The following is a 20,057-nucleotide window of genomic DNA, read 5'->3' on the forward strand; positions in this document are numbered from 1 at the left end:
CGGCACAATGACGGGAACGAAACGATCAAGCGAGGGGCTCGACGCCCGCCGCCGCAAGCTCTTGTTCCGCTCCTGGCACCGCGGCATGCGCGAGATGGACCTTATCCTTGGCACCTTCGCCGATGCTGAGATCGGCGCCTTGACCGGCGATGAAATCGACCAATATGAAAAGCTCCTCGATATTCCCGACACCGAGTTCCTGCCCTTGATCACCGGCGAACGTCCTGTTCCCGCCGAAATTGATTGTGCGGTCCTGCAAAAAATCATGACTTCACGCCGGACAATGACCTTTTGAAGAACGCTTCCATGAGCCTCATTCCCACCATCGGCTTGCCGAAAGGCCGTGCCGGCCAGTTCATCGTCGACGGCGTCGCCGACGGCTATGAAGCCTTCGCGCTGCTGCAGGCGGCGCGCGAGATCGCGCCCGACAAGCCGGTGCTGTTCGTGGCGCGCGACGGGCAGCGCCTGCCGGCAATCACAGAGGCGCTGGCCTTTGCCGCTCCCGGCCTGCCCGTGCTGGAACTGCCCGCCTGGGACTGCCTGCCCTATGACCGCGTCTCGCCCGGCTCGGATGCGGCCGCCCGGCGGCTCGACGCGCTCGCCGCCATGATCGCGCTGGCGAAAAAGCCGCATCGCGCCGTCATTCTCACCACCGCCAATGCGCTGCTCCAGCGCATTCCGCCCGCGGATCTCATCGAGGCGCAGACCTTTCACGCCAAACCTGGCAACCAGATCGATATGAACGCGCTGGTGTCGCGGCTGGAGACATCGGGCTTCGAGCGGGTGCCGACGGTGCGCGGCATCGGCGAGTTCGCCGTGCGCGGCGGTATCCTTGACCTGTTCGCACCTGGCTGGACCGAGGCGCTGAGGCTCGATTTCTTCGGCGATACGCTGGAATCCATCCGCGTCTTCGACGTGGCCACGCAGCGCACCACCGGGCAGCGCAAGTCCATGGCGCTCCAGGCGATGAGCGAGGTGGCGCTGACGCCGGAGACGATCAGCCGCTTCCGCCGCGCCTATATCGAAGCGTTCGGCGCGCCGTCGCGTGACGATGGGCTTTACGCCGCGGTCAGCGAAGGTCGGCGCTTCGCGGGCATGGAACATTGGCTGCCGTTCTTCTACGAGCGGTTGGAGACCGTGTTCGACTATCTGCCGGACACGCCTGTCGTTTTCGACCATCTGGCGCATGAAGCGCTTGCCGAACGCCACACGCTGATCCTCGATCACTACGAGGCGCGCAAAAAGCAGGCCGAAGGTGCGCTGAAGGACGCGGTGCCCTACAAGCCGGTGGCGCCGGACCTGCTTTACCTCTCGCCGGAAAATCTCGTCGCTTCTCTCGGACCGCGCGAAGCGATCGACTTCACCGCCTTCGACGCACCGGATGCGGGAGCAAGAAAGGTCTTCCACGCCGGCTCGCGCCATGGCCGCAGCTTCGCGGAAGAGCGCGCCGACCCCAACGTCAATGTCTTCGACGTGGCGGTGAAGCACATCGCCGACGAACGCGCGGCACGCCGCCGCGTCATTGTCGCCGGCTGGACCGAGGGCTCGCTCGACCGGCTCGGCCAAATTCTCGCCGAACATCGTCTGGGCAATCTTGCGCCGGTGGCGACCTTGGCGGAGGCGGAGAAACTCGAGCCGGGGCAGGCGGCATTGGCCGTGCTGCCGCTGGAATCCGGTTTTGAGACCGAAAGACTGGTCGTCGTCGCCGAACAGGACATTTTGGGCGACCGTCTGATCCGGCGCTCCAAGCGCAAGAAGCGCGCGTCCGACTTCATTGCCGAAGCCTCGGCCCTGTCGGCTGGCGACATCGTCGTCCATGCCGACCACGGCATTGGCCGCTTCATCGGCCTGCGCACAATCGAAGCCGTCGGGGCGCCGCATGATTGCCTGGAAATCCACTATGCCGGCGACGACCGGCTGTTCCTGCCGGTGGAAAACATCGAGCTCCTGTCGCGCTACGGTTCTGACACAGCCGAGGCGACACTCGACAAACTCGGCGGCGGCGCCTGGCAATCGCGCAAGGCGCGGCTGAAGAAACGCCTGCTCGACATGGCCGGGCAGTTGATCCGCATCGCCGCCGAACGGCAGATGCGCGCTGCACCCCCGCTGGTGCCGGCGGAAGGCCTCTATGGCGAGTTCGCCGCGCGCTTCCCCTATGAGGAGACCGATGACCAGCAAACGGCGATCGATTCCGTCAGGGACGATCTGGCGGCCGGCAAGCCGATGGACCGGCTGATCTGCGGCGATGTCGGTTTCGGCAAGACCGAGGTGGCGCTGCGCGCCGCCTTCATCGCGGCGATGGAAGGGTTCCAGGTCGCGGTGGTGGTGCCGACGACGCTGTTGTCCCGCCAGCATTTCAAGACCTTCTCGCAGCGCTTTTCCGGCCTGCCGATCCGCGTCGCCCAGGCATCGCGGCTGGTCGGCGCAAAGGATCTGGCAGAGACCAAGAAGGGCATTGCCGAAGGGACGGTGGATATCGTGGTCGGCACCCACGCGCTGCTCGGCAGCGCGATCTCGTTCAAGAATCTCGGCCTCCTGATCATCGATGAAGAGCAGCATTTTGGCGTCAAGCACAAGGAACGGCTGAAGGACCTGAAGACCGACGTCCACGTGCTGACGCTGTCGGCGACGCCTATCCCGCGCACGCTGCAACTGGCATTGACCGGCGTGCGCGAACTGTCGCTGATCGCCACGCCGCCGGTCGACCGCATGGCGGTGCGCACCTTCATCTCGCCCTTCGATCCGCTGGTTATTCGCGAGACGTTGTTGCGCGAGCGTTATCGCGGCGGCCATTCCTTCTATGTCGTGCCGCGCATCAGCGATCTGGCGGAAATCCATGATTTCCTGAACCAATCCGTGCCGGAACTGAAGGTGGCGGTGGCCCATGGCCAGATGCCGCCAGGCGAACTCGACGACATCATGAACGCCTTCTACGACGGCCAGTACGACGTTCTCTTGTCGACCACCATCGTCGAATCCGGCCTCGACATCCCGACCGCCAACACGCTGATCGTCCATCGCGCCGACATGTTCGGCCTGTCGCAGCTCTATCAGTTGCGCGGCCGTGTCGGGCGCTCGAAGGTGCGCGCCTACGCGCTGTTCACACTGCCGGCCAACCGCAAGCTGACCGACACCGCCGAACGTCGACTGAAAGTGCTGCAGTCGCTCGACACGCTGGGCGCCGGCTTCCAGCTCGCCAGCCACGATCTCGATATCAGAGGCGCAGGCAATCTGCTCGGCGAAGAGCAGTCCGGCCACATCAAGGAAGTCGGCTTCGAGCTCTACCAGCAGATGCTGGAGGAGGCGGTCGCGGAGGTGAAGGATTCCGGCGAGGTGCTGGATGGCGGCTGGTCGCCGCAGATCGCCGTCGGCACGGCGGTGATGATCCCGGAGAGCTATGTGCCGGACCTGCAGCTCAGGCTGGCGCTCTATCGGCGTCTCGGCGACCTCGAGAGCACCGAGGAAATCGATGCTTTCGGCGCCGAGCTGATCGACCGTTTCGGCCCGCTGCCGGAGGAGGTGAAGCATCTGCTCAAGATCGTCTTCATCAAAGCCCTCTGCCGCAAGGCCAATGTCGAGAAGCTCGATGCCGGGCCGAAGGGCGTCGTCATCCATTTCCGCAAGCGCGAATTCCCCAACCCGGTCGGACTGGTCAAGTTCATCGGCGAGCAGGGCTCGCTGGCCAAGATCCGACCCGACCAAAGCGTCGTCTTCACCCGCGACTGGCCAACCGCCGAGAAGCGGCTGGCAGGCTCGGCGGTGGTGATGACGCAACTGGCGCGGCTGGTGGAGAAGGCGGCGTAGCCAGCCCGGCCAATTCGCCAGCGCTGAAATTCCGGTCTAGAATAGGAAATCGGCTTCGTGTATGGAGCCGCCACCCCACATGGGGGCTGGAAATGGCGGGCGAGGGTGCTTGCCGGAAAGAGCGTTGGGTGCAGCGATGACGAAATGGTCGCCGAATTCGTGGAGGGCAAAGCCGATCAAGCAGGTCCCTGCTTATCCGGACCTTGCCGCGCTGAAGAACACGGAGGCCCAGCTCGCCACCTTTCCGCCGCTGGTTTTTGCCGGCGAGGCGCGCAAGCTGAAGAAGCAACTGGCCAGCGTCGCTGCCGGCGAGGCATTCCTGCTCCAGGGCGGCGATTGCGCCGAAAGCTTTGCCGAACATGGCGCGGACAACATCCGCGACTTCTTCCGCGTGTTCCTGCAAATGTCGGTGGTGCTGACCTTCGCCGGTGCGCAGCCGGTGGTGAAGATCGGCCGCGTTGCGGGCCAGTTCGCCAAGCCGCGCTCGTCCGACAACGAGACCAAGGGCGAGGTGACGCTGCCGAGCTATCGCGGCGACATCATCAATGGCATCGAATTCGACCTCAAGTCGCGCATTCCCGATCCTGCCCGCCAGGAAATGGCGTACCGTCAGTCGGCGGCAACGCTCAATCTTTTGCGCGCCTTCGCGCAGGGCGGCTACGCCAGCCTGGAGAATGTGCATCGCTGGATGCTCGGCTTCGTCTCCGACAGCCCGCAGGCCGAAAAATACGAGTCGCTTGCCAACCGCATCACCGAGACGATGGATTTCATGCGCGCGGTCGGCATCACCTCCGAAACCAATTTCGCGCTGCGCGAGACTGATTTCTATACCAGCCACGAGGCGCTGCTGCTCGGCTATGAGGAAGCGCTGACGCGTGTCGATTCGACCTCCGGCGACTGGTACGCGACGTCTGGCCACATGATCTGGATCGGTGACCGCACCCGCCAGCCCGACCATGCGCATGTCGAATATTGCCGCGGCATCAAGAACCCGCTCGGCCTGAAATGCGGCCCGTCGCTGACGCCGGACGGCTTGCTGGAACTGATCGACCTGCTCAACCCCGAGAACGAGCCAGGCAGGCTGACGCTGATCGCGCGCTTCGGTTCCGACAAGGTCGCCGAGCATCTGCCGAAGCTGGTGCGGGCGGTGCAGAAGGAAGGCCGTAGCGTCGTCTGGTCGTCAGACCCGATGCATGGCAATACGATCGAAGCGGCCGGCTACAAGACGCGGCCGTTCGACCGCATCCTGAAGGAGGTGCAGACGTTCTTCGAGGTGCACCGCGCCGAAGGCACGCATCCGGGCGGCATCCATGTCGAGATGACCGGCAAGAACGTGACTGAATGCACCGGCGGCGCCCGCGCCATCACCGCCGAGGAATTGCAGGACCGCTATCACACCCATTGCGACCCGCGCCTCAATGCCGACCAGGCCATCGAACTGGCGTTCCTGGTGTCGGACCTGCTCAAGAAAAGCCACCCGGTGCAACACAAGCAGGTCGCCAACGGCTGACCCGTCCAAAGCAGCTCACAGGAAAAGCGCTTCCTGCCGAAAAATCAGTCTTGCTTGTAGAGCAGCCAGCTCTTGCCGGCGCGGCCCGCCATTGCCGAATGCCTGGTCACGCGGTTACGGCCGCTGACCTTTGAGCGGTAAAGCGCCCGGTCTGCCTTGCTGTAGAGGTCTTCAGGGCCCTCGGCTTCGGATGCCATGCAGATGCCCATCGAGACGGTGACGGTGCCGTAATTCATGCCGGTCTGGCTGCTGGTGAAAGGCGACTGCTCGATCAGCGCGCGAATGCGTTCGGCGATTTCGTAGGTGGCGTCCTCGCTTGCGCCCTCGACGATCAGCGCGAATTCCTCGCCGCCGGTGCGGGCGACGAACATGTCGGCGCGAATGCTGGTCTGGAATATATCGGCGATGATCTGGAGGATCTTGTCGCCGACGGGATGGCCGTACCTGTCGTTGATGTCCTTGAACCGATCGATATCGGCGAGGATCAATGCGTTGAACAGGATGCCTTTGTTGCTGTTGTAGATCCTGGTGATTTCCTTGTCGAAGGCGCGACGGTTCCAGATTTGCGTGAGGGGGTCGGTGTCGGCCAGGCGCTTGTATTCCTCGAGCTTCGACTTGACGCTTTCCAGTTCCGCGGTCTTGTCGCTGAGCGTCGAGGCAACCTGCCGGCCATGATCGATCGTCGAATTGGTGGCGACCGCCATGGCGTTGACGATCTTTTGCAGAACATCCGGCGACAGCAGGCTGTTTCTGCCGAGTCCGCTCGACGTTTCGTTGAGGATCCTGCCGTATTTCTCGATGTGGCTGCGCTCGCTCCTCAGCAGCGAAGCGATGTCCTCGAGTTCGTTGGCGATGACTTCCCTGGCATGCTCGACGATGCCGGAGCCATGGTTCTGGGCAAAGAAGGCGCGTCCGATCTGGTCGATGTCGTCCTGTGTCGGTCGGCCGCTCAGCGACACGACGGCAAGGCTGAGCTCGCGATTGGATCCGCTCAAGGCCTCGTAGAAGATCTCGTAGTTGCGTGGCAGGCCGAGCACGCCGAGCTGGCGCATTGTGGCCAGGACAGTGCTCGCAATATCGGTGCTTCGTTCGCTCTGGGCGGCTGCCGGCTGCATGTTCTGTTCACTCTTCCCCGGGAACACGCTGCGGCATTCGCAGGCATCCAATGTCGCCGACCTGGGGAACGCTGGCCATTCCAGTCCATCTTGCGAAGAAGGCGCGTCCCCACTCACGACTTTCGCTTGCGAGGATCATAGATGCAGCAGCGCTAAAGTTTCCTTAATCCGCTGAATCCGGCCTGTTTTTCGCTGATTCCGGCTTAACACGCCTTCATCTGTCAACAAACAATTCCCGAGCGCGCCAAATGCATGTCGCATTTTCTTGCGCGCAGCCATCGAAAAGCTGGGATCCTGTCAGCAGCGATTTCTTTTGGGATGGTGCGATGAGTGAAAATCATACGGGATCGTGTCTCTGCGGAGCGGTTCGCTTCAGGACGCGAGGGCCGTTGCGCGGCGTCATCTATTGCCATTGCTCGCAATGTCGCAAGCAGAGTGGACATTTTTATGCCGCAACCAATGTCCCGGACGCCAATATCGATATCGACGGCGCCGACAACATCACCTGGTATGAGGCGTCCGCCTTCGCCGGGCGCGGTTTTTGCAAGACATGCGGATCGCTGCTTTTCTGGAAACCGCGGGACAACGCCTATGTTTCGGTTCTGGCGGGATCGTTCGATGAACCGACAGGCCTCGAGGGCCAATGCCACATATTCGTGGGTGACAAGGGCGATTATTATTCTATCGACGACGCGCTGCCTCAATTCGAGAAGTCGACCCCATCGGTGAAGGTCGCCGACGAATGAATTTTGGGCGAGCCAGCTTATTCCATTGATCGGGCCATTGCTTTATCCCGTGCCGGTGATTCGCAAAGGGGTTTGGCATGCAGCGGCTGATCGACGCTTATTTCAACTCGCTGCGGGCGTTCCGCAAGCTGGCTGCAACTGAAAAAGCTTTCCAGCAGGAGTTGGCGCTGCTCGCCCTTGCCCTTCCGCTCGGCTGGTTCGTTTCGGTGTCGTGGCGCGGCTACGCGCTGCTGATCGGCGCGGTGCTGCTCCTGATCATGGTCGAGGTGCTGAACACGGGCATCGAAGCGGCCTGCGATGCCTTCAGCCGCGAATTCAATGTCGACATCCAGCTGGCCAAAGACTGCGGTTCGCTGGCGGTACTGATCTCCGTGGCGATCGTTGCCGGCGTCTGGGGCATCGCGATCATCGAGCGTATCGTCGGGCTGCCGATCTGAGCTTTCGCCGCCGGCCGACCATCAGTTTTCCCTGGCGCGTTCCTTTCGGGCGAAATGGCGGGCGATGAGCCAGGCGAGTACGGCCACGGCCAGGCCGATAGCCAGGCCCACCAATATCCGCTCATGGCGAAGCAGCGCCTGGCCGATGAAATGCTCGGCGCCCAACCCGAAGACATAGCCGATGGTGCTGAACAGCACCGCCCAGACCGCCGAGGAAATGGCGTTCAAGACGATGAAGCGGGGTGCTGCGATGTTCGACAGGCCGGCCGCGATGCCACCGACCAGGCGCATGCCATAGACGTAGCGGTTCGACAGCACGAAGATGTTGGGATGGGTGTTGAGCAGACGATAGGCGCGGCGGAAGCCGGGCCGCTTGCGCAACCCGACGACATAGCGATGGTCCGCGAAACTTCTCCCCAGGATGAAGAAGCAGGTGTCGCCGGCGAAGGCCCCAAGCGCTGCCACGACGACAGTCTGCCAGAGGACGAAGATATGCTGATGGGCGAAGAAGCCGCCGAGTATGGCGGCACTCTCGCCCTCGGCGACACAGCCCAGAAAAACGGCGATCAGCCCGTATTGTTCGATGAAATGATGGATCGCGTCGCTCATGACGGCGATTGCTGCGACAGCCTCTCGTCGATCCGCTTGACCAGTTCGGTCAGCCGCACGATCTCGTCGCGCATGCCGATGATCTGGCCGTGGCGCATTTCGTCCAGCTTTTCATGCAGCGCCATGATCTCGATCTCGGCCTTCAGATTGACCTCGTAGTCGTGGGCGGCATCGATGCGGTCGCGCTCGGTCTGGCGGTTCTGCGCCATCATGATCACCGGCGCCTGCAGCGCCGCGACCATGGACAGGACGAGATTGAGGAAGATGAACGGGTAGGGGTCGAAGGCGTCGCGCGCCAGAAGCCAGGCATTGGCTGATGTCCAGACGATCAGGAAGGCAATGAAGCCAAGGATGAACGACCAGGAACCGCCAATGCGGGCGATGCTATCGGCAAGGCGGTCGCCAAAGGTCTGGTGGAAGGCGACGGCCTTGTTGGTGTCCCTCGAGATCGTGGTGCGCTCGAGCGTCGACTGCAGCACCCGGTTCTCCAGGGCACTGAGACCGTCCGGCTTTCGTCTCAGCCAGCGGTTCGCCAGATCGTCGATTGTCTTGTTCATGGCCGTCTCCAAGGGCTTGGCTGGCGATAGAGGTAGAGGCTGCCGGGCCGCGCGGGAAGTGCTAGATTTGATGGGAACCGGAGGGACTTATGGTCGACTTCAAGAAAATTCGCGCTCGCGCCGCAAAGCGCAAGGGCGGCGAGGAGGAACTGGTCTCGCTGCTCGGGCCGATTCCCGACAACGCCGCCGTGGCCGACATCGGCGATGACCGTATCCTGTCGACGATGGCCGAGCGCGTCTTCGCCGCTGGTTTCGTCTGGCGCGTCATCGAGCAGAAATGGCCCGGATTCGAAGAGGCGTTCCTGCGCTTCGAGCCGAAGCGGTTGCTGTTCCAGCCTGACGATTTCTGGCATGAACTGGCATCCGACCAGCGCATCGTGCGCAATCCGCAGAAGATCAAATCCGTTCGCGACAACGCCGCCTTCGTCGAGCGCGTGTCAAAAGAGCATGGCGGCTTCGGCACATTCCTCGCCGAGTGGCCCGCCGACGACCAGGTCGGGCTGATGGCCTATCTCGGCAAGCATGGGAGCCGGCTCGGCGGCAATACCGGCCAGTATTTCCTGCGCTGGCTGGGTTGGGACGCCTTCGTCATTTCGGCCGACATGGCGGCCGCCCTTCGCGATGCCGGGCTTGATATCGCCGAAAGCCCGACGTCGAAGAAGGATCTCGACAAGATCCAGGCCCAGGTCAACCGTTGGGTTGCGGATACCGGCCTGCCGCGCCGGCACATTTCGCGCATCCTGGCGATGTCGATCGGGGAGAACCATTCGCCGCAGGCGCTGCGCGACTATATGGGCAACGACTGATGTCGAAATTGGCCCAAGCAAACGCCATTGCGGGGCGAATTTTGCCGCGCTAAGTCAGCAGCATGACCAAGAAGCCCGACATACTGCGCATCGCCGTTGCCCAGCTCAATCCGACAGTCGGCGACGTCGCCGGCAATCTCGCCAAGGCCCGCGAGGCGAGGGCGGATGCCGCGCGTCAAGGCGCCGATCTCGTGCTCTACACCGAGCTTTTCCTCGCCGGCTATCCGCCTGAGGATCTGGTGCTGAAGCCCGCCTTCCTGAAGGCCTGCGAGCGGGCCGCGCAGGAGATCGCCGCCGACACCGGCGATGGCGGTCCCGGCGTCATCATCGGCACGCCGCTGAAGCGCAAGACCGGCACCCACAACTCGATCGTCTTCGCCGATGGCGGCAAGATCATCACCGAGCGCTATAAGGTCGATCTGCCGAATTATGGCGAGTTCGACGAGAAGCGCGTCTTCCAGGCCGGACCGGAGATCCAGGGGCCCGTCAATTTCCGCGGCGTGCGTCTGGGAATCCCGATCTGCGAGGACATCTGGGGCGACATCGGCGTCTGCGAGACGCTGGCCGAGAGCGGCGCGGAAATCCTGCTGGTGCCGAACGGCTCGCCCTATTACCGCGCCAAGATCGATGTGCGCCACCAGGTCGTCATCCGCCAGGTTATCGAATGCGGGCTGCCGATGATCTATGCAAACCAGCTCGGCGGCCAGGACGAGCTGATCTTCGACGGCGCGTCGTTTGCCATAGGTGCCGACAAGCGGCTTGCTTTCCAGATGAGCCAGTTCGAGGAGGCGGTCGACATCACCACCTGGAGGAGACAAGGCGAAAACTGGGTCTGTTCGGAAGGACCGATGTCGAAGATCCCCGAACGGGAGGAGGCCGACTACCGCGCCTGCATGCTGGGCTTGCGCGACTACGTCAACAAGAACGGTTTCAAGAACGTCGTGCTCGGCCTGTCGGGCGGCATCGATTCGGCCATCTGCGCGGCCCTTGCCGTCGATGCGCTGGGCGAGGAGCGGCTGCGCGCGGTGATGATGCCTTACCGCTATACGTCGAAGGATTCGCTTAAGGATGCTGAAGACTGTGCCCGCGCACTCGGCTGCCGCTATGACATCGTGCCGATCTTCGAGCCGGTCGAAGGTTTCCTTCATGCGCTGACGCAGCTTTTCGAAGGCACCAAGGAAGGCATCACCGAGGAGAACTTGCAGAGCCGCGCGCGCGGCACCATCCTGATGGCGATTTCCAACAAATTCGGCTCGATGGTGGTTACGACAGGCAATAAGAGCGAGATGTCGGTCGGCTATGCCACGCTCTATGGCGACATGAATGGGGGCTTCAATCCGATCAAGGACCTGTACAAGATGCAGGTCTATGCACTGTCGCGCTGGCGCAACAGCCACGTGCCGCCGGGCGCGCTCGGACCGTCGGGCGAGGTGATCCCGAAGAACATCATCGACAAGGCGCCGTCGGCGGAACTGCGCGAGAACCAGACCGATCAGGATTCGCTGCCGCCCTATCCGGTGCTGGACGACATCCTCGAATGCCTGGTCGAGAACGAGATGGGCGTCGACGACATCGTCGCGCGCGGCCATGACCGGGCGACGGTGACGCGCATCGAGCACCTGCTCTACGTCGCCGAATACAAGCGCCGGCAGGCGGCGCCCGGCGTGAAGATCACCAGGAAGAATTTCGGCCGCGACCGTCGCTATCCCATCACCAACCGGTTCAGGGATCGCGGCTAGACACCGTACCGACCGAAAATTCGCGTCATGCCGCAGGCGAGGGGTAGCGATGCCCGAGTGTGAAATCAGCTTCGACCTGTCACGGATCGACTTCAGGGCGACATCCGACCTGTTGATGGCAAGCTATTGGGGCGGCGGGCGCAGTGACGAGACCCACCGCCGCGCCTTCGCGAATTCGCTCTGCGTCGGCGCTTATGTCGAAGGCAAACAGGTCGGCTTCGGCCGGGCGATCACCGACCGCACGGTGTTCGCCTATCTGGCCGATATCATCGTCTGGCCGCAGCATCGCGGGCAGGGCATCGGCTCGCGGCTGGTGCAGGCACTGATCGATCACCCCGAGCTCCGCACCGTTTCGCACTGGAGCCTATCGACCAGCGACGCGCATGGGGTTTATGAAAGACTGGGATTCAAGGCATCGACCGATGGCCGGTACATGCGCCTCGATCGTAAGCCGATCCGCTGACCAAGCGCCTTTGCCGTTGTTGCAAATTTATCCCAGTGCTTGGACCAGATGCCGTTTTTGGTGACCGCCAGCCTTGGCGATGCGATGAGGCATCTCTATAAGGGCCTCTCCGCGATTCCCTTTAGGGAGGACCGAATGCCAGGATTTGACATCGTTATGCGAGGCCGCGAAGCCTAGGTCCCGACCGGCGCGCCGCAGGGTTTTCACCCTCGGAACGGAGCCGGATCGAGAACAGGCCTTTGCCGATGCCGGTCGCCGCCTTCGGGCAAGTGGCCATTCATAACCGAACCTCCGCATTCCCGGGCATTGAGCCCCTTGCGCGGTTTTTTCAATTTTCGACCTTACCGGGATCGGGCTTTTTGCGCCCGAATGACATCATGGCTCGTTTTCGAATCGATTTGCGCGCAAGCGCCTTTCGCAGCGTTCTTGGCTTTACTTTCACCCACTGGCGGCGCCAGCCCTGGCGGCTTTCGCTGATCATGGCTGGTTTCTTGCTGTCGACGCTGGCCGATGTGCTGACGCCGCTCTATTCCGGCCGGCTGGTCGATGCCGTCGCCAGCAGCGCCGGCGCCGACGAGATCGCCTGGAATGCCGCGATGACCGCGTTTTCCATGCTGATGGCGTTGGCGCTGGCGGGTGTCGTCCTGCGCAATTTGGCCTTCATGGGGATCGTCGAACTGACGCTGAAGATGATGGCCGACATCGCCGCCGCCGCCTTCCACCGTGTCCAGCGCTTTTCCACCGACTGGCACGCCAACAGCTTCGCCGGATCGACCGTGCGCAAGGTGACGCGCGGCATGTGGGCGTTGGACCTGCTCAACGACACGATCCTGATCGCGCTGCTGCCGTCGATCGTCATGCTCGTCGGCTCGACGCTGCTGCTGGGCTGGTTCTGGCCGCTGATGGGAGCGGTTGTCGCCGCCGGCTCGGTGCTGTTCATCGCTGTCACGGCGATGCTGTCGCTTGGTTATGTCGCGCCGGCGGCCAGGCTCGCCAACACCTGGGACACGCGCCTTGGCGGCTCGCTGGCCGACGCGGTGAGCTGCAACGCCGTGGTCAAGGGGTTTGGCGCCGAGGAGCGCGAGGAGAACCGGCTTGCGAAGGTCGTCGCCAAATGGCGCGCCCGCACGCGGCGCACCTGGGTGCGCGGCACCATCAACGGTACCACGCAAGGGGTGCTGCTGCTGGTGATGAGAGCGGCGGTCATCGGCCTGGCGCTGATGCTGTGGTCGTGGGGGCAGGCAACGGCCGGCGACGTCGCCTTCGTGCTGACTTCTTTCTTCGTCCTGCAAGGCTATCTCAGGGATATCGGAACGCATATCCGCAACCTGCAGCGCTCGATCAACGACATGGAGGAACTGGTCGATTTCCAGTCCGAACCGCTCGGCATCGAGGATCGGCCCGGCGCCGGACCGATCCGCATCACGCAAGGGGGCATCGCCTTCGACGACGTCACCTTCCATTATGGCAGTCACCGTTCGCCGCTCTATCGCGATTTCTCGGTCGATATCGCGCCGGGCGAGCGGGTCGGGCTGGTCGGCCATTCCGGGTCGGGCAAGACGACTTTCGTCAAGCTGATCCAGAGGCTCTATGACGTGAACGCCGGCCGGATCCTGATCGACGGCCAGGACATTTCGGAGGTGACGCAGGCGTCGCTGCGCGCGCAGATCGCCATCGTGCAGCAGGAGCCGATCCTGTTCCACCGCTCGCTGGCCGAAAACATCGCCTATGCCCGGCCTGGCGCCACGCAGGCCGAGATCGAGCACGCCGCGAAGCTGGCGAGCGCGCACGACTTCATCGCCAACCTGCCGAAGGGCTACGGCACGCTCGTCGGCGAGCGCGGCGTGAAGCTGTCGGGCGGCGAGCGCCAGCGCGTGGCGATCGCGCGCGCGTTCCTCGCCGATGCGCGCATCCTGATCCTGGACGAGGCGACGTCGAGCCTCGATTCAGAATCGGAGGTGCTGATCCAGCAGGCGATGGAGCGGCTGATGGTCGGCCGCACCACGCTGGTCATCGCGCACCGGCTTTCGACGGTGCGGGCGCTCGACAGGCTGTTGGTCTTCGATCGCGGCAAGATCGCCGAGGAAGGCTCGCATGACGCGCTGATCCGGCTGCCGGGCGGCATCTACCGCCGCCTGTTCGAGCGCCAGGCGCTCGAATTGACCAAGGGACTTGTCACCTGATCGGGGATGGCCTCCGGCTCTGGCCCGGAGGCCATCCCATCAGGCGCCGGCGGCCTGACGGGCGGGCGGCGCGGGACATGCGATTGCTGGCGGAGCCGCGTTCGCCAAGTCTTTTCATTGCTTGCGCCATGTTCTATGTCTGCGACACGGCACGGGGGCGCGTCTTGTCAATCACAAAAGCATCCGGTACGCCCCGCTCATGACAGTTACCGTTCGTTTCGCCCCTTCGCCGACAGGCCGCATCCATATCGGCAATGCGCGCACCGCCCTGTTCAACTGGCTGTTCGCCATGAACCATAAGGGGCGCTTCATCCAGCGCTTCGACGACACCGATGTCGCGCGCTCGAAGCAGGAATTTTCCGACGCCATCCTTTACGACCTGCATTGGCTTGGCATCTTTCCCGACACCACCGAATACCAGTCGCGTCGCTTCGAGATCTATGACGCGGCGGTCGAGCGGCTGAAGGCGGCGGGCGTTCTCTATGCCTGCTATGAAACGCCGGAGGAGCTCGACCTCAGGCGCAAGGTGCGCCGTACGCGCGGCCTGCCGCCGGTCTATGGCCGCGAGGCGCTGACGCTGACGTCGGAACAGATCGCCGAATATCAGGCCGATGGCCGCCGGCCGCACTGGCGCTTCCTGCTGCCCAATTTCACCGGCGATCCGCAGCAGCCGGAGCGCACCGAAATCCATTGGAACGACCTGGTGCGCGGGCAGGAAACCGTCGATCTCGCCTCGCTGTCGGACCCGGTGCTGGTGCGCGAGGACGGCACCTATCTCTATACGCTGCCATCCGTCGTCGACGATATCGAGATGGGCGTCAGCCATGTCATCCGCGGCGACGACCACGTCACCAACACCGGCGTGCAGATCGCGCTGTTCCGGGCGCTGGGTGCCGAGCCGCCGGAATTCGGCCACCACAATCTGCTGACCACCGTTTCGGGCGAGGGGCTGTCGAAGCGCACCGGCGCACTCTCCATCGAAAGCCTGCGCGAGGACGGCATCGAGCCGATGGCGGTCGCATCGCTGGCCGTGCTCGTCGGCACGTCGGAGAATGTCGCCGCCGCGCACGACCTGACCGAACTCGCCAGCCGTTTCGACCCGGCGGCGACCTCGAAGTCGGCGGCAAAGTTCGACCCGGACGAGCTTTTCGTGCTCAACCGGACGCTGCTGCACCAAATGCCGTTCTCCGAAGCGCAGAATCGGCTGGTGGTGCTCGGCATATCGGGCGAGCAGGCGGAACCGTTCTGGCTGGCTGTGCGCGGCAATCTCGACAGGCTGGCCGATGCTGTCGGCTGGTGGCGCATCCTGCGCGAAGGGCCGCAGGAGAAGCCGGAATTTTCCGACGCCGATCGAGATTTTCTTCACCAGGCCATCGATCTGCTGCCCGAGGAGCCTTGGAACGGGACCGTCTGGAAGGACTGGACGGCCAAGATCAGGGAAGCGACCGGCCGCAAGGGCAAGGCGCTGTTCATGCCGCTGAGGCTCGCCCTTACCGGACTGACTTCGGGACCGGAGCTTGCAGATCTATTGCCGCTGATGGGTCGGGAAGGAACGTTGGCCCGACGACCCTGACCTTCCGCTGTTCCGGCGGCAGCGTCGAGACCGGCGATGTGACCGGTTTGACCGCAAGCCGCTTGATGGCGTCGCGGTCCAGCCCGCCTGCGGCGTTTGCCAGCGTCTCGGGATCGGCACCTGGATCGGGTTTGGAGGCAGGCACCGGAATGAACGGGGCGCCCTCCGTTTGCGGCCGCGACTGTTGCTGGCTTGGCGGATTGCCGCCGATGATCTGGAAGTTCTGCGCGGCGTTGCAGCCGCAGGCCGGCGGCCGCGACAGGTTGGGCTGCTTGTAAAGATAGGCCGTCGGCAGTTCGCTGTAGGGTCGGCCGGTGACCGACGATGTCATGTCGGCTGAATCGTCGCCCATGCCGCGCGAATAGAAGACCTGGATCTCGGTGCCGGGACAGCTCGATTCGCAGTTCTTCTGGTCGCGCTCGAAATCGCCGACCGAGGCGGCATTCGACATCGGAAAGAAGTAGCCGTCGCAGGTGCGCACGCAGGTGGTACGGAACTCGCCGCCGACGCCCGGAAAATCCGGTATGCCGGATCGGCCCGGCACGCGGCGGATATTGCGCTCCTCGTCGGGATCGTCAGACTGGTCGAGCGTATCGAGCCGGCGTGTGTCGCCGCCGAACAGCTGGTCGAACAGATTGCCGTTGCCTTGTTCCCGTTTCGCTTCGCGCAAGAGTTCGCGGCGGGGCGCCACCGCGTCCTCGCGGCAGCCATTGGTGTCGAGCGCGGCCAGGATGCGTGCGCGATCGCGCCGCGAACCGCCGCCGGCGAGGCGGGCGCGCTTGGCCTGCAAGCTATCGAGATTGGCGTTCATGCGCTCGATGGTGGCGTTGAACCCAGCGCATTGGCTGACATTGCGGCTGAATAGAGAGAAGCCGCAGCCGGCGCTGCTGGACTGGCCGCGCGCCTTTGAAATCTGCTCGCGTTGCCGGTCGATCGCGGCGTCATATTTCCGGATCAGGGCCGGACCGCCACTGCCGCGCGAGGTCGCGGCAAGATCGGTCTCGAGCTGGCGGCAGACACGCGAGGCGGCCTGCGGCTCGGAGACGGCGGCGCCCGAAAGCAGCAGGCCAAGCAGCACGGCGAGATGCGCCTGCTTCCACCCTTTGCCCATCATCCGCCGAAACCCTGCTTGGTTGTTCGCCGCACGCTACGTGCTCGTGGTTAAACCGCAGTTTACCCCCGAATTGGTGTTCAGCCCAGATCGACGACAGCTTGCGCCTTGTGGGCGGCCTCGACCACCGCCAGCGCTGTCATGTTGACGACGCCGCGCGAAGTCACCGAGGGCGTCAGGATATGCGCCGGCTTGTCGGTGCCGAGCAGGATCGGGCCGACATGCAGGGCATCCATCATGGTCCTGAGCGCTGTCAGCGTGATGTTGGCGGAATCGAGGTTGGGGAACACCAGGAGATTGGCTTCGCCCTTCAGACGCGAATGCGGATAGACGCGCTGGCGCAGATGTTCCGACAGCGCGGAATCGGCATGCATCTCGCCGTCGCATTGCAGCTCGGGCGCGATGCGCGCCAGGATCGCCGCCGCCTGCCGCATCTTGAGCGCACTCGGCGAATCGCGCGAGCCGAAATCCGAATGCGACAGCAGCGCCGCCTTGGGCTCGATGCCGAAGCGCTGGATCTCCTCGGCCGCCAGCACGGTCATTTCGGCGATCTCGTCGGCGGTGGGGTCGACAGAAACATGGGTGTCGGTCAGGAAGATGATGCCGCGTTGCGAGATCAGCATGGACAGCGTCGACAGATCCCGGTCCTTGATGCCGGTTCGTGGCCCGATGATCAGCGTGACGTTGCGCAGGTGCCGCTCGAAAAGCCCTTCGAGGCCGCAGACCATGGCGTCGGCGTCGCCGCGCTTCAATGCGAGGGCCGCGATCACCGTGTTGTCGGTGCGCACCATGGTGCGCGCGGCCTCCGTCGTCACGCCGCGCCGGCCGGCCAGCTCGATCAGGAGGTCGACGTAATGGCGGTAGCGCGGATCGTCCTCCGGGTTGATCAGGCCGAAGTCGACGCCGGGCTTGATGCGCAGTCCGTAGCGCTTCAATCGCACCTCGATGACGTGCGGACGGCCGATCAGGATCGGCTCGGCGATGCCTTCCTCCAAAACCACCTGCGCGGCGCGCAGCACGCGCTCGTCCTCGCCGTCGGCATAGATGACGCGCTTGGCGCTCGACGCCTTGGCCGAGGAGAACACCGGCTTCATCACCAGGCCGGAGCGGAAGACGAAGCGGTTGAGCTTGTCGATATAGGCGGAGAAGTCGCTGATCGGCCTTGTCGCGACACCGGTGTCGCAGGCCGCCTTGGCGACGGCCGGGGCGATGCGCAGGATGAGGCGCGGATCGAAGGGCGAGGGGATCAGGAACTCGGGTCCGAACACCGGCGTCTCGCCGGAATAGGCGCGCGCGGCGACATCCGAAGGTTCTTCGCGGGCAAGGGCGGCGATGGCCCGCACCGCGGCCATCTTCATCTCCTCATTGATGGCGCTGGCGCCACAGTCCAGCGCGCCGCGGAAGATGTAAGGAAAACACAGTACGTTGTTGACCTGATTTGGAAAATCGGACCGGCCCGTGCAGATCATCGCGTCGGGGCGCGCCGCCCGCGCCACTTCCGGCATGATTTCCGGATTGGGATTGGCCAGCGCCAGGATCAATGGCTTCGGCGCCATGTGCTGGAGCAATTCCGGCTTCAGCACGCCGGCGGCCGAAAGCCCGAGGAACACGTCTGCGCCCGATATGACGTCGGCCAGCGTGCGCGCCTCCGTGTCCTTCACATAAGGGTCTTTCCAGCGGTCCATCTCATCCGTGCGCCCCTTATAGGCGACGCCGAAACGGTCGGTGACCCAGATGTTCTCGACCTTGGCGCCGAGCGAGACCAGCAGGTTGAGGCAGGCCAATGCCGCCGCACCCGCGCCCGAAGTGACGATCTTGATGTCGGCAATGGTTTTGCCGGCGAATTCCAGGCCGTTGAGCACTGCGGCGGCGACGATGATGGCGGTGCCGTGCTGGTCGTCATGGAAAACCGGTATGCCCATCCGGGCCTTCAGTCGCTCTTCGACCTCGAAGCATTCCGGCGCCTTGATGTCCTCGAGGTTGATGCCGCCGAATGTCGGTTCCAGCGCCGCCACCGTTTCGACCATGCGCTCGATCTCGGGCGCGTCGATCTCGATGTCGAAGACGTCGATGCCGGCGAATTTCTTGAACAGGACCGCCTTGCCTTCCATGACCGGCTTGGAAGCGAGCGGGCCGATATTGCCCAGGCCGAGCACGGCCGAGCCGTTGGAAACGACGCCGACCAGATTGGCGCGCGCCGTGTAGTCGGCCGCGGTCGCCGGATCGTCGCGGATTTCGAGGCAAGGGGCCGCCACGCCGGGCGAATAGGCGAGCGCCAGGTCGCGCTGGTTGCCAAGCGGCTTGGTGGCCTGGATTTCGAGCTTGCCCGGCGTCGGGTGCTTGTGGAAGTAGAGCGCGGCTTCGTCGAGGTCCGAACGTGCCGTTTTCTTGCTCTCGCCGTTCATTCCGGGCCTCCCTGCGATCCTGCGTGCCGCCTTCTTAGCATGCGGCCGAGATTTTTCGCGACGCCAAATGACGCAATCGCCATTCACATCGACGAAGCCGGGATAAGCGATCTATTTCAACGGTTTGAGCGGAATTTCTTCGGCGCCGGCGCTACCGGGTCTCAGAAGGCGCTGACATAGAGGCCGCCGTCCACCGGTATGTTCTGGCCGGTCAGGTAGCCGGCATGGACCGAGCACAGGAAGGCACAGATCTGGCCGAACTCCTCCGGCGTGCCGAGCCGCTTGGCCGGCACGTCGGCACTGATGCGCGCCTTGCGGGCGGCTGCCGCGGCCGGGTCTTCAACGCTGCCGGCCTCGTGCGGACCGCGCAGCCGGTCGGTATCCAGCTTGCCGGGCAGCAGGCTGTTGATGGTCACGTTGCGGTCGATCACCGTGCGCGCCACGCCGGCAAGAAAGGAGGTCAGGCCGGCGCGCGCGCCGGACGACAGATCAAGGCCGGGGATGGGGACATAGACCGATAGCGAAGTGATGTTGACGATGCGGCCAAAACCGCGCACGGCCATGCCGTCGATCACCGCCTGCACCAGCTCGATCGGCGTCACCATGTTCTGGGTCACGCCTTCGAGCATCTTGGCACGATCGAGCTCGCGGAAATCGCGCAGCGGCGGGCCGCCATTATTGTTGACCAGTATGTCGGGTTCGGGGCAAGCGGCGAGAAGCGCCTTCTGCACCTCGGGCTTCGATACATCGCCGACGACTTCCGTGACGGTCACGCCGTAACGCTCGCGCAGCTCCGCAGCGGTTTTGGCCACCAGCTCGGCGTTGCGCCCGTTGACGACGACGTCGCAACCAGCCGCGGCCAGCGCCATGGCGCAGCCTTTTCCGAGCCCCTTGCTCGAAGCGCAGACGATGGCCTTCTTTCCGCGGATGCCGAGATCCATGACGATTTCTCCTGTGATTCGCCGGCAGGCTAGCTCTTGGGCTGGACCAATCGCAACC

Annotated in this window: 17 protein-coding genes; 10 read left to right on the top strand and 7 right to left on the bottom strand. The window is 63.8% G+C overall.

The window, feature by feature from the left end; all coding sequences use genetic code 11:
- Positions 1–7 precede the first annotated feature (7 nt).
- The 3 genes from FJ490_RS26645 (at position 8) to FJ490_RS26655 (ending at position 5,314) form a co-directional block, all read left to right on the top strand.
- Complete coding sequence (locus FJ490_RS26645; protein ID WP_140729223.1) at positions 8–295, top strand: succinate dehydrogenase assembly factor 2; 288 nt, start codon at positions 8–10, stop codon at positions 293–295.
- An 11-nt stretch (positions 296–306) separates the two neighbouring features.
- Positions 307–3,804, top strand: a complete 3,498-nt coding sequence (gene mfd, locus FJ490_RS26650; RefSeq protein WP_140498957.1) for a transcription-repair coupling factor — start codon at positions 307–309, stop codon at positions 3,802–3,804.
- A gap of 136 nt (positions 3,805–3,940) precedes the next feature.
- A complete protein-coding gene (locus FJ490_RS26655; RefSeq protein WP_140515265.1) occupies positions 3,941–5,314 on the top strand; it encodes a 3-deoxy-7-phosphoheptulonate synthase class II in 1,374 nt (457 codons plus the stop codon).
- Between the two features lie 44 nt (positions 5,315–5,358).
- Here the strand turns inward: FJ490_RS26655 and FJ490_RS26660 are convergent, their stop codons facing one another.
- Positions 5,359–6,429 carry a diguanylate cyclase gene (locus FJ490_RS26660; RefSeq protein ID WP_140515266.1) on the bottom strand — a complete coding sequence of 357 codons (1,071 nt, stop codon included), beginning with the start codon at positions 6,427–6,429 and terminating at the stop codon, positions 5,359–5,361.
- Positions 6,430–6,755: 326 nt separating this feature from the next.
- Between FJ490_RS26660 and FJ490_RS26665 the strand changes: the two genes are divergently transcribed.
- Positions 6,756–7,175 (top strand): GFA family protein, encoded by a 420-nt coding sequence (locus tag FJ490_RS26665; protein WP_140515267.1) that lies wholly within the window; start codon positions 6,756–6,758, stop codon positions 7,173–7,175.
- 77 nt (positions 7,176–7,252) lie between these two features.
- Positions 7,253–7,612, top strand: coding sequence for a diacylglycerol kinase (locus FJ490_RS26670; RefSeq protein ID WP_140515268.1), 360 nt, complete (start codon positions 7,253–7,255; stop codon positions 7,610–7,612).
- A 21-nt stretch (positions 7,613–7,633) separates the two neighbouring features.
- On the opposite strand, the gene FJ490_RS26675 is transcribed toward FJ490_RS26670, so the two are convergent.
- Both FJ490_RS26675 and FJ490_RS26680 read right to left on the bottom strand, forming a co-directional pair.
- Complete coding sequence (locus FJ490_RS26675) at positions 7,634–8,221, bottom strand: DedA family protein (protein WP_140498949.1); 588 nt, start codon at positions 8,219–8,221, stop codon at positions 7,634–7,636.
- The gene (locus tag FJ490_RS26680; RefSeq protein ID WP_140498947.1) at positions 8,218–8,778 is read right to left on the bottom strand and encodes a DUF1003 domain-containing protein; all 561 of its coding nucleotides are present in this window, start codon (positions 8,776–8,778) and stop codon (positions 8,218–8,220) included. Before FJ490_RS26680 ends, FJ490_RS26675 begins: the two co-directional genes overlap by 4 nt.
- Positions 8,779–8,867: 89 nt before the next feature.
- Between FJ490_RS26680 and FJ490_RS26685 the strand changes: the two genes are divergently transcribed.
- The 3 genes from FJ490_RS26685 (at position 8,868) to FJ490_RS26695 (ending at position 11,786) form a co-directional block, all read left to right on the top strand.
- Positions 8,868–9,584 carry a DNA-3-methyladenine glycosylase I gene (locus FJ490_RS26685; protein ID WP_140525391.1) on the top strand — a complete coding sequence of 239 codons (717 nt, stop codon included), beginning with the start codon at positions 8,868–8,870 and terminating at the stop codon, positions 9,582–9,584.
- A gap of 62 nt (positions 9,585–9,646) precedes the next feature.
- Complete coding sequence (locus tag FJ490_RS26690; RefSeq protein ID WP_140633119.1) at positions 9,647–11,323, top strand: NAD+ synthase; 1,677 nt, start codon at positions 9,647–9,649, stop codon at positions 11,321–11,323.
- 49 nt (positions 11,324–11,372) lie between these two features.
- The gene (locus tag FJ490_RS26695) at positions 11,373–11,786 is read left to right on the top strand and encodes a GNAT family N-acetyltransferase (RefSeq protein ID WP_140525389.1); all 414 of its coding nucleotides are present in this window, start codon (positions 11,373–11,375) and stop codon (positions 11,784–11,786) included.
- A 328-nt stretch (positions 11,787–12,114) separates the two neighbouring features.
- On the opposite strand, the gene FJ490_RS33350 is transcribed toward FJ490_RS26695, so the two are convergent.
- Positions 12,115–12,267 carry a hypothetical protein gene (locus tag FJ490_RS33350; protein WP_224518946.1) on the bottom strand — a complete coding sequence of 51 codons (153 nt, stop codon included), beginning with the start codon at positions 12,265–12,267 and terminating at the stop codon, positions 12,115–12,117.
- On the opposite strand from FJ490_RS33350, the gene FJ490_RS26700 reads away from it, so the two are divergent.
- Together FJ490_RS26700 and gltX are read left to right on the top strand one after the other, a co-directional pair.
- Entirely contained in the window at positions 12,266–13,969 is a 1,704-nt protein-coding gene (locus tag FJ490_RS26700; RefSeq protein WP_224518947.1) for an ABC transporter ATP-binding protein, read from the top strand. The genes FJ490_RS33350 and FJ490_RS26700 overlap by 2 nt on opposite strands.
- A gap of 199 nt (positions 13,970–14,168) precedes the next feature.
- The gene (gene gltX / locus FJ490_RS26705) at positions 14,169–15,542 is read left to right on the top strand and encodes a glutamate--tRNA ligase (RefSeq protein WP_140584338.1); all 1,374 of its coding nucleotides are present in this window, start codon (positions 14,169–14,171) and stop codon (positions 15,540–15,542) included.
- Here the strand turns inward: gltX and FJ490_RS26710 are convergent.
- The 3 genes from FJ490_RS26710 to FJ490_RS26720 all read right to left on the bottom strand — a co-directional run bounded on the left by FJ490_RS26710 (position 15,460) and on the right by FJ490_RS26720 (position 19,999).
- Positions 15,460–16,656, bottom strand: a complete 1,197-nt coding sequence (locus tag FJ490_RS26710; RefSeq protein ID WP_140560906.1) for a DUF2865 domain-containing protein — start codon at positions 16,654–16,656, stop codon at positions 15,460–15,462. The two genes, gltX and FJ490_RS26710, sit on opposite strands and share 83 nt — an antisense overlap.
- Positions 16,657–16,733: 77 nt before the next feature.
- Positions 16,734–19,058, bottom strand: a complete 2,325-nt coding sequence (locus FJ490_RS26715; RefSeq protein ID WP_140729222.1) for an NADP-dependent malic enzyme — start codon at positions 19,056–19,058, stop codon at positions 16,734–16,736.
- A 161-nt stretch (positions 19,059–19,219) separates the two neighbouring features.
- Entirely contained in the window at positions 19,220–19,999 is a 780-nt protein-coding gene (locus FJ490_RS26720; protein ID WP_140729221.1) for an SDR family oxidoreductase, read from the bottom strand.
- Between the last annotated feature and the right edge of the window lie 58 nt (positions 20,000–20,057).

It is taken from the genome of Mesorhizobium sp. B2-5-11 (assembly GCF_006440835.1).
Classification (GTDB): domain Bacteria; phylum Pseudomonadota; class Alphaproteobacteria; order Rhizobiales; family Rhizobiaceae; genus Mesorhizobium.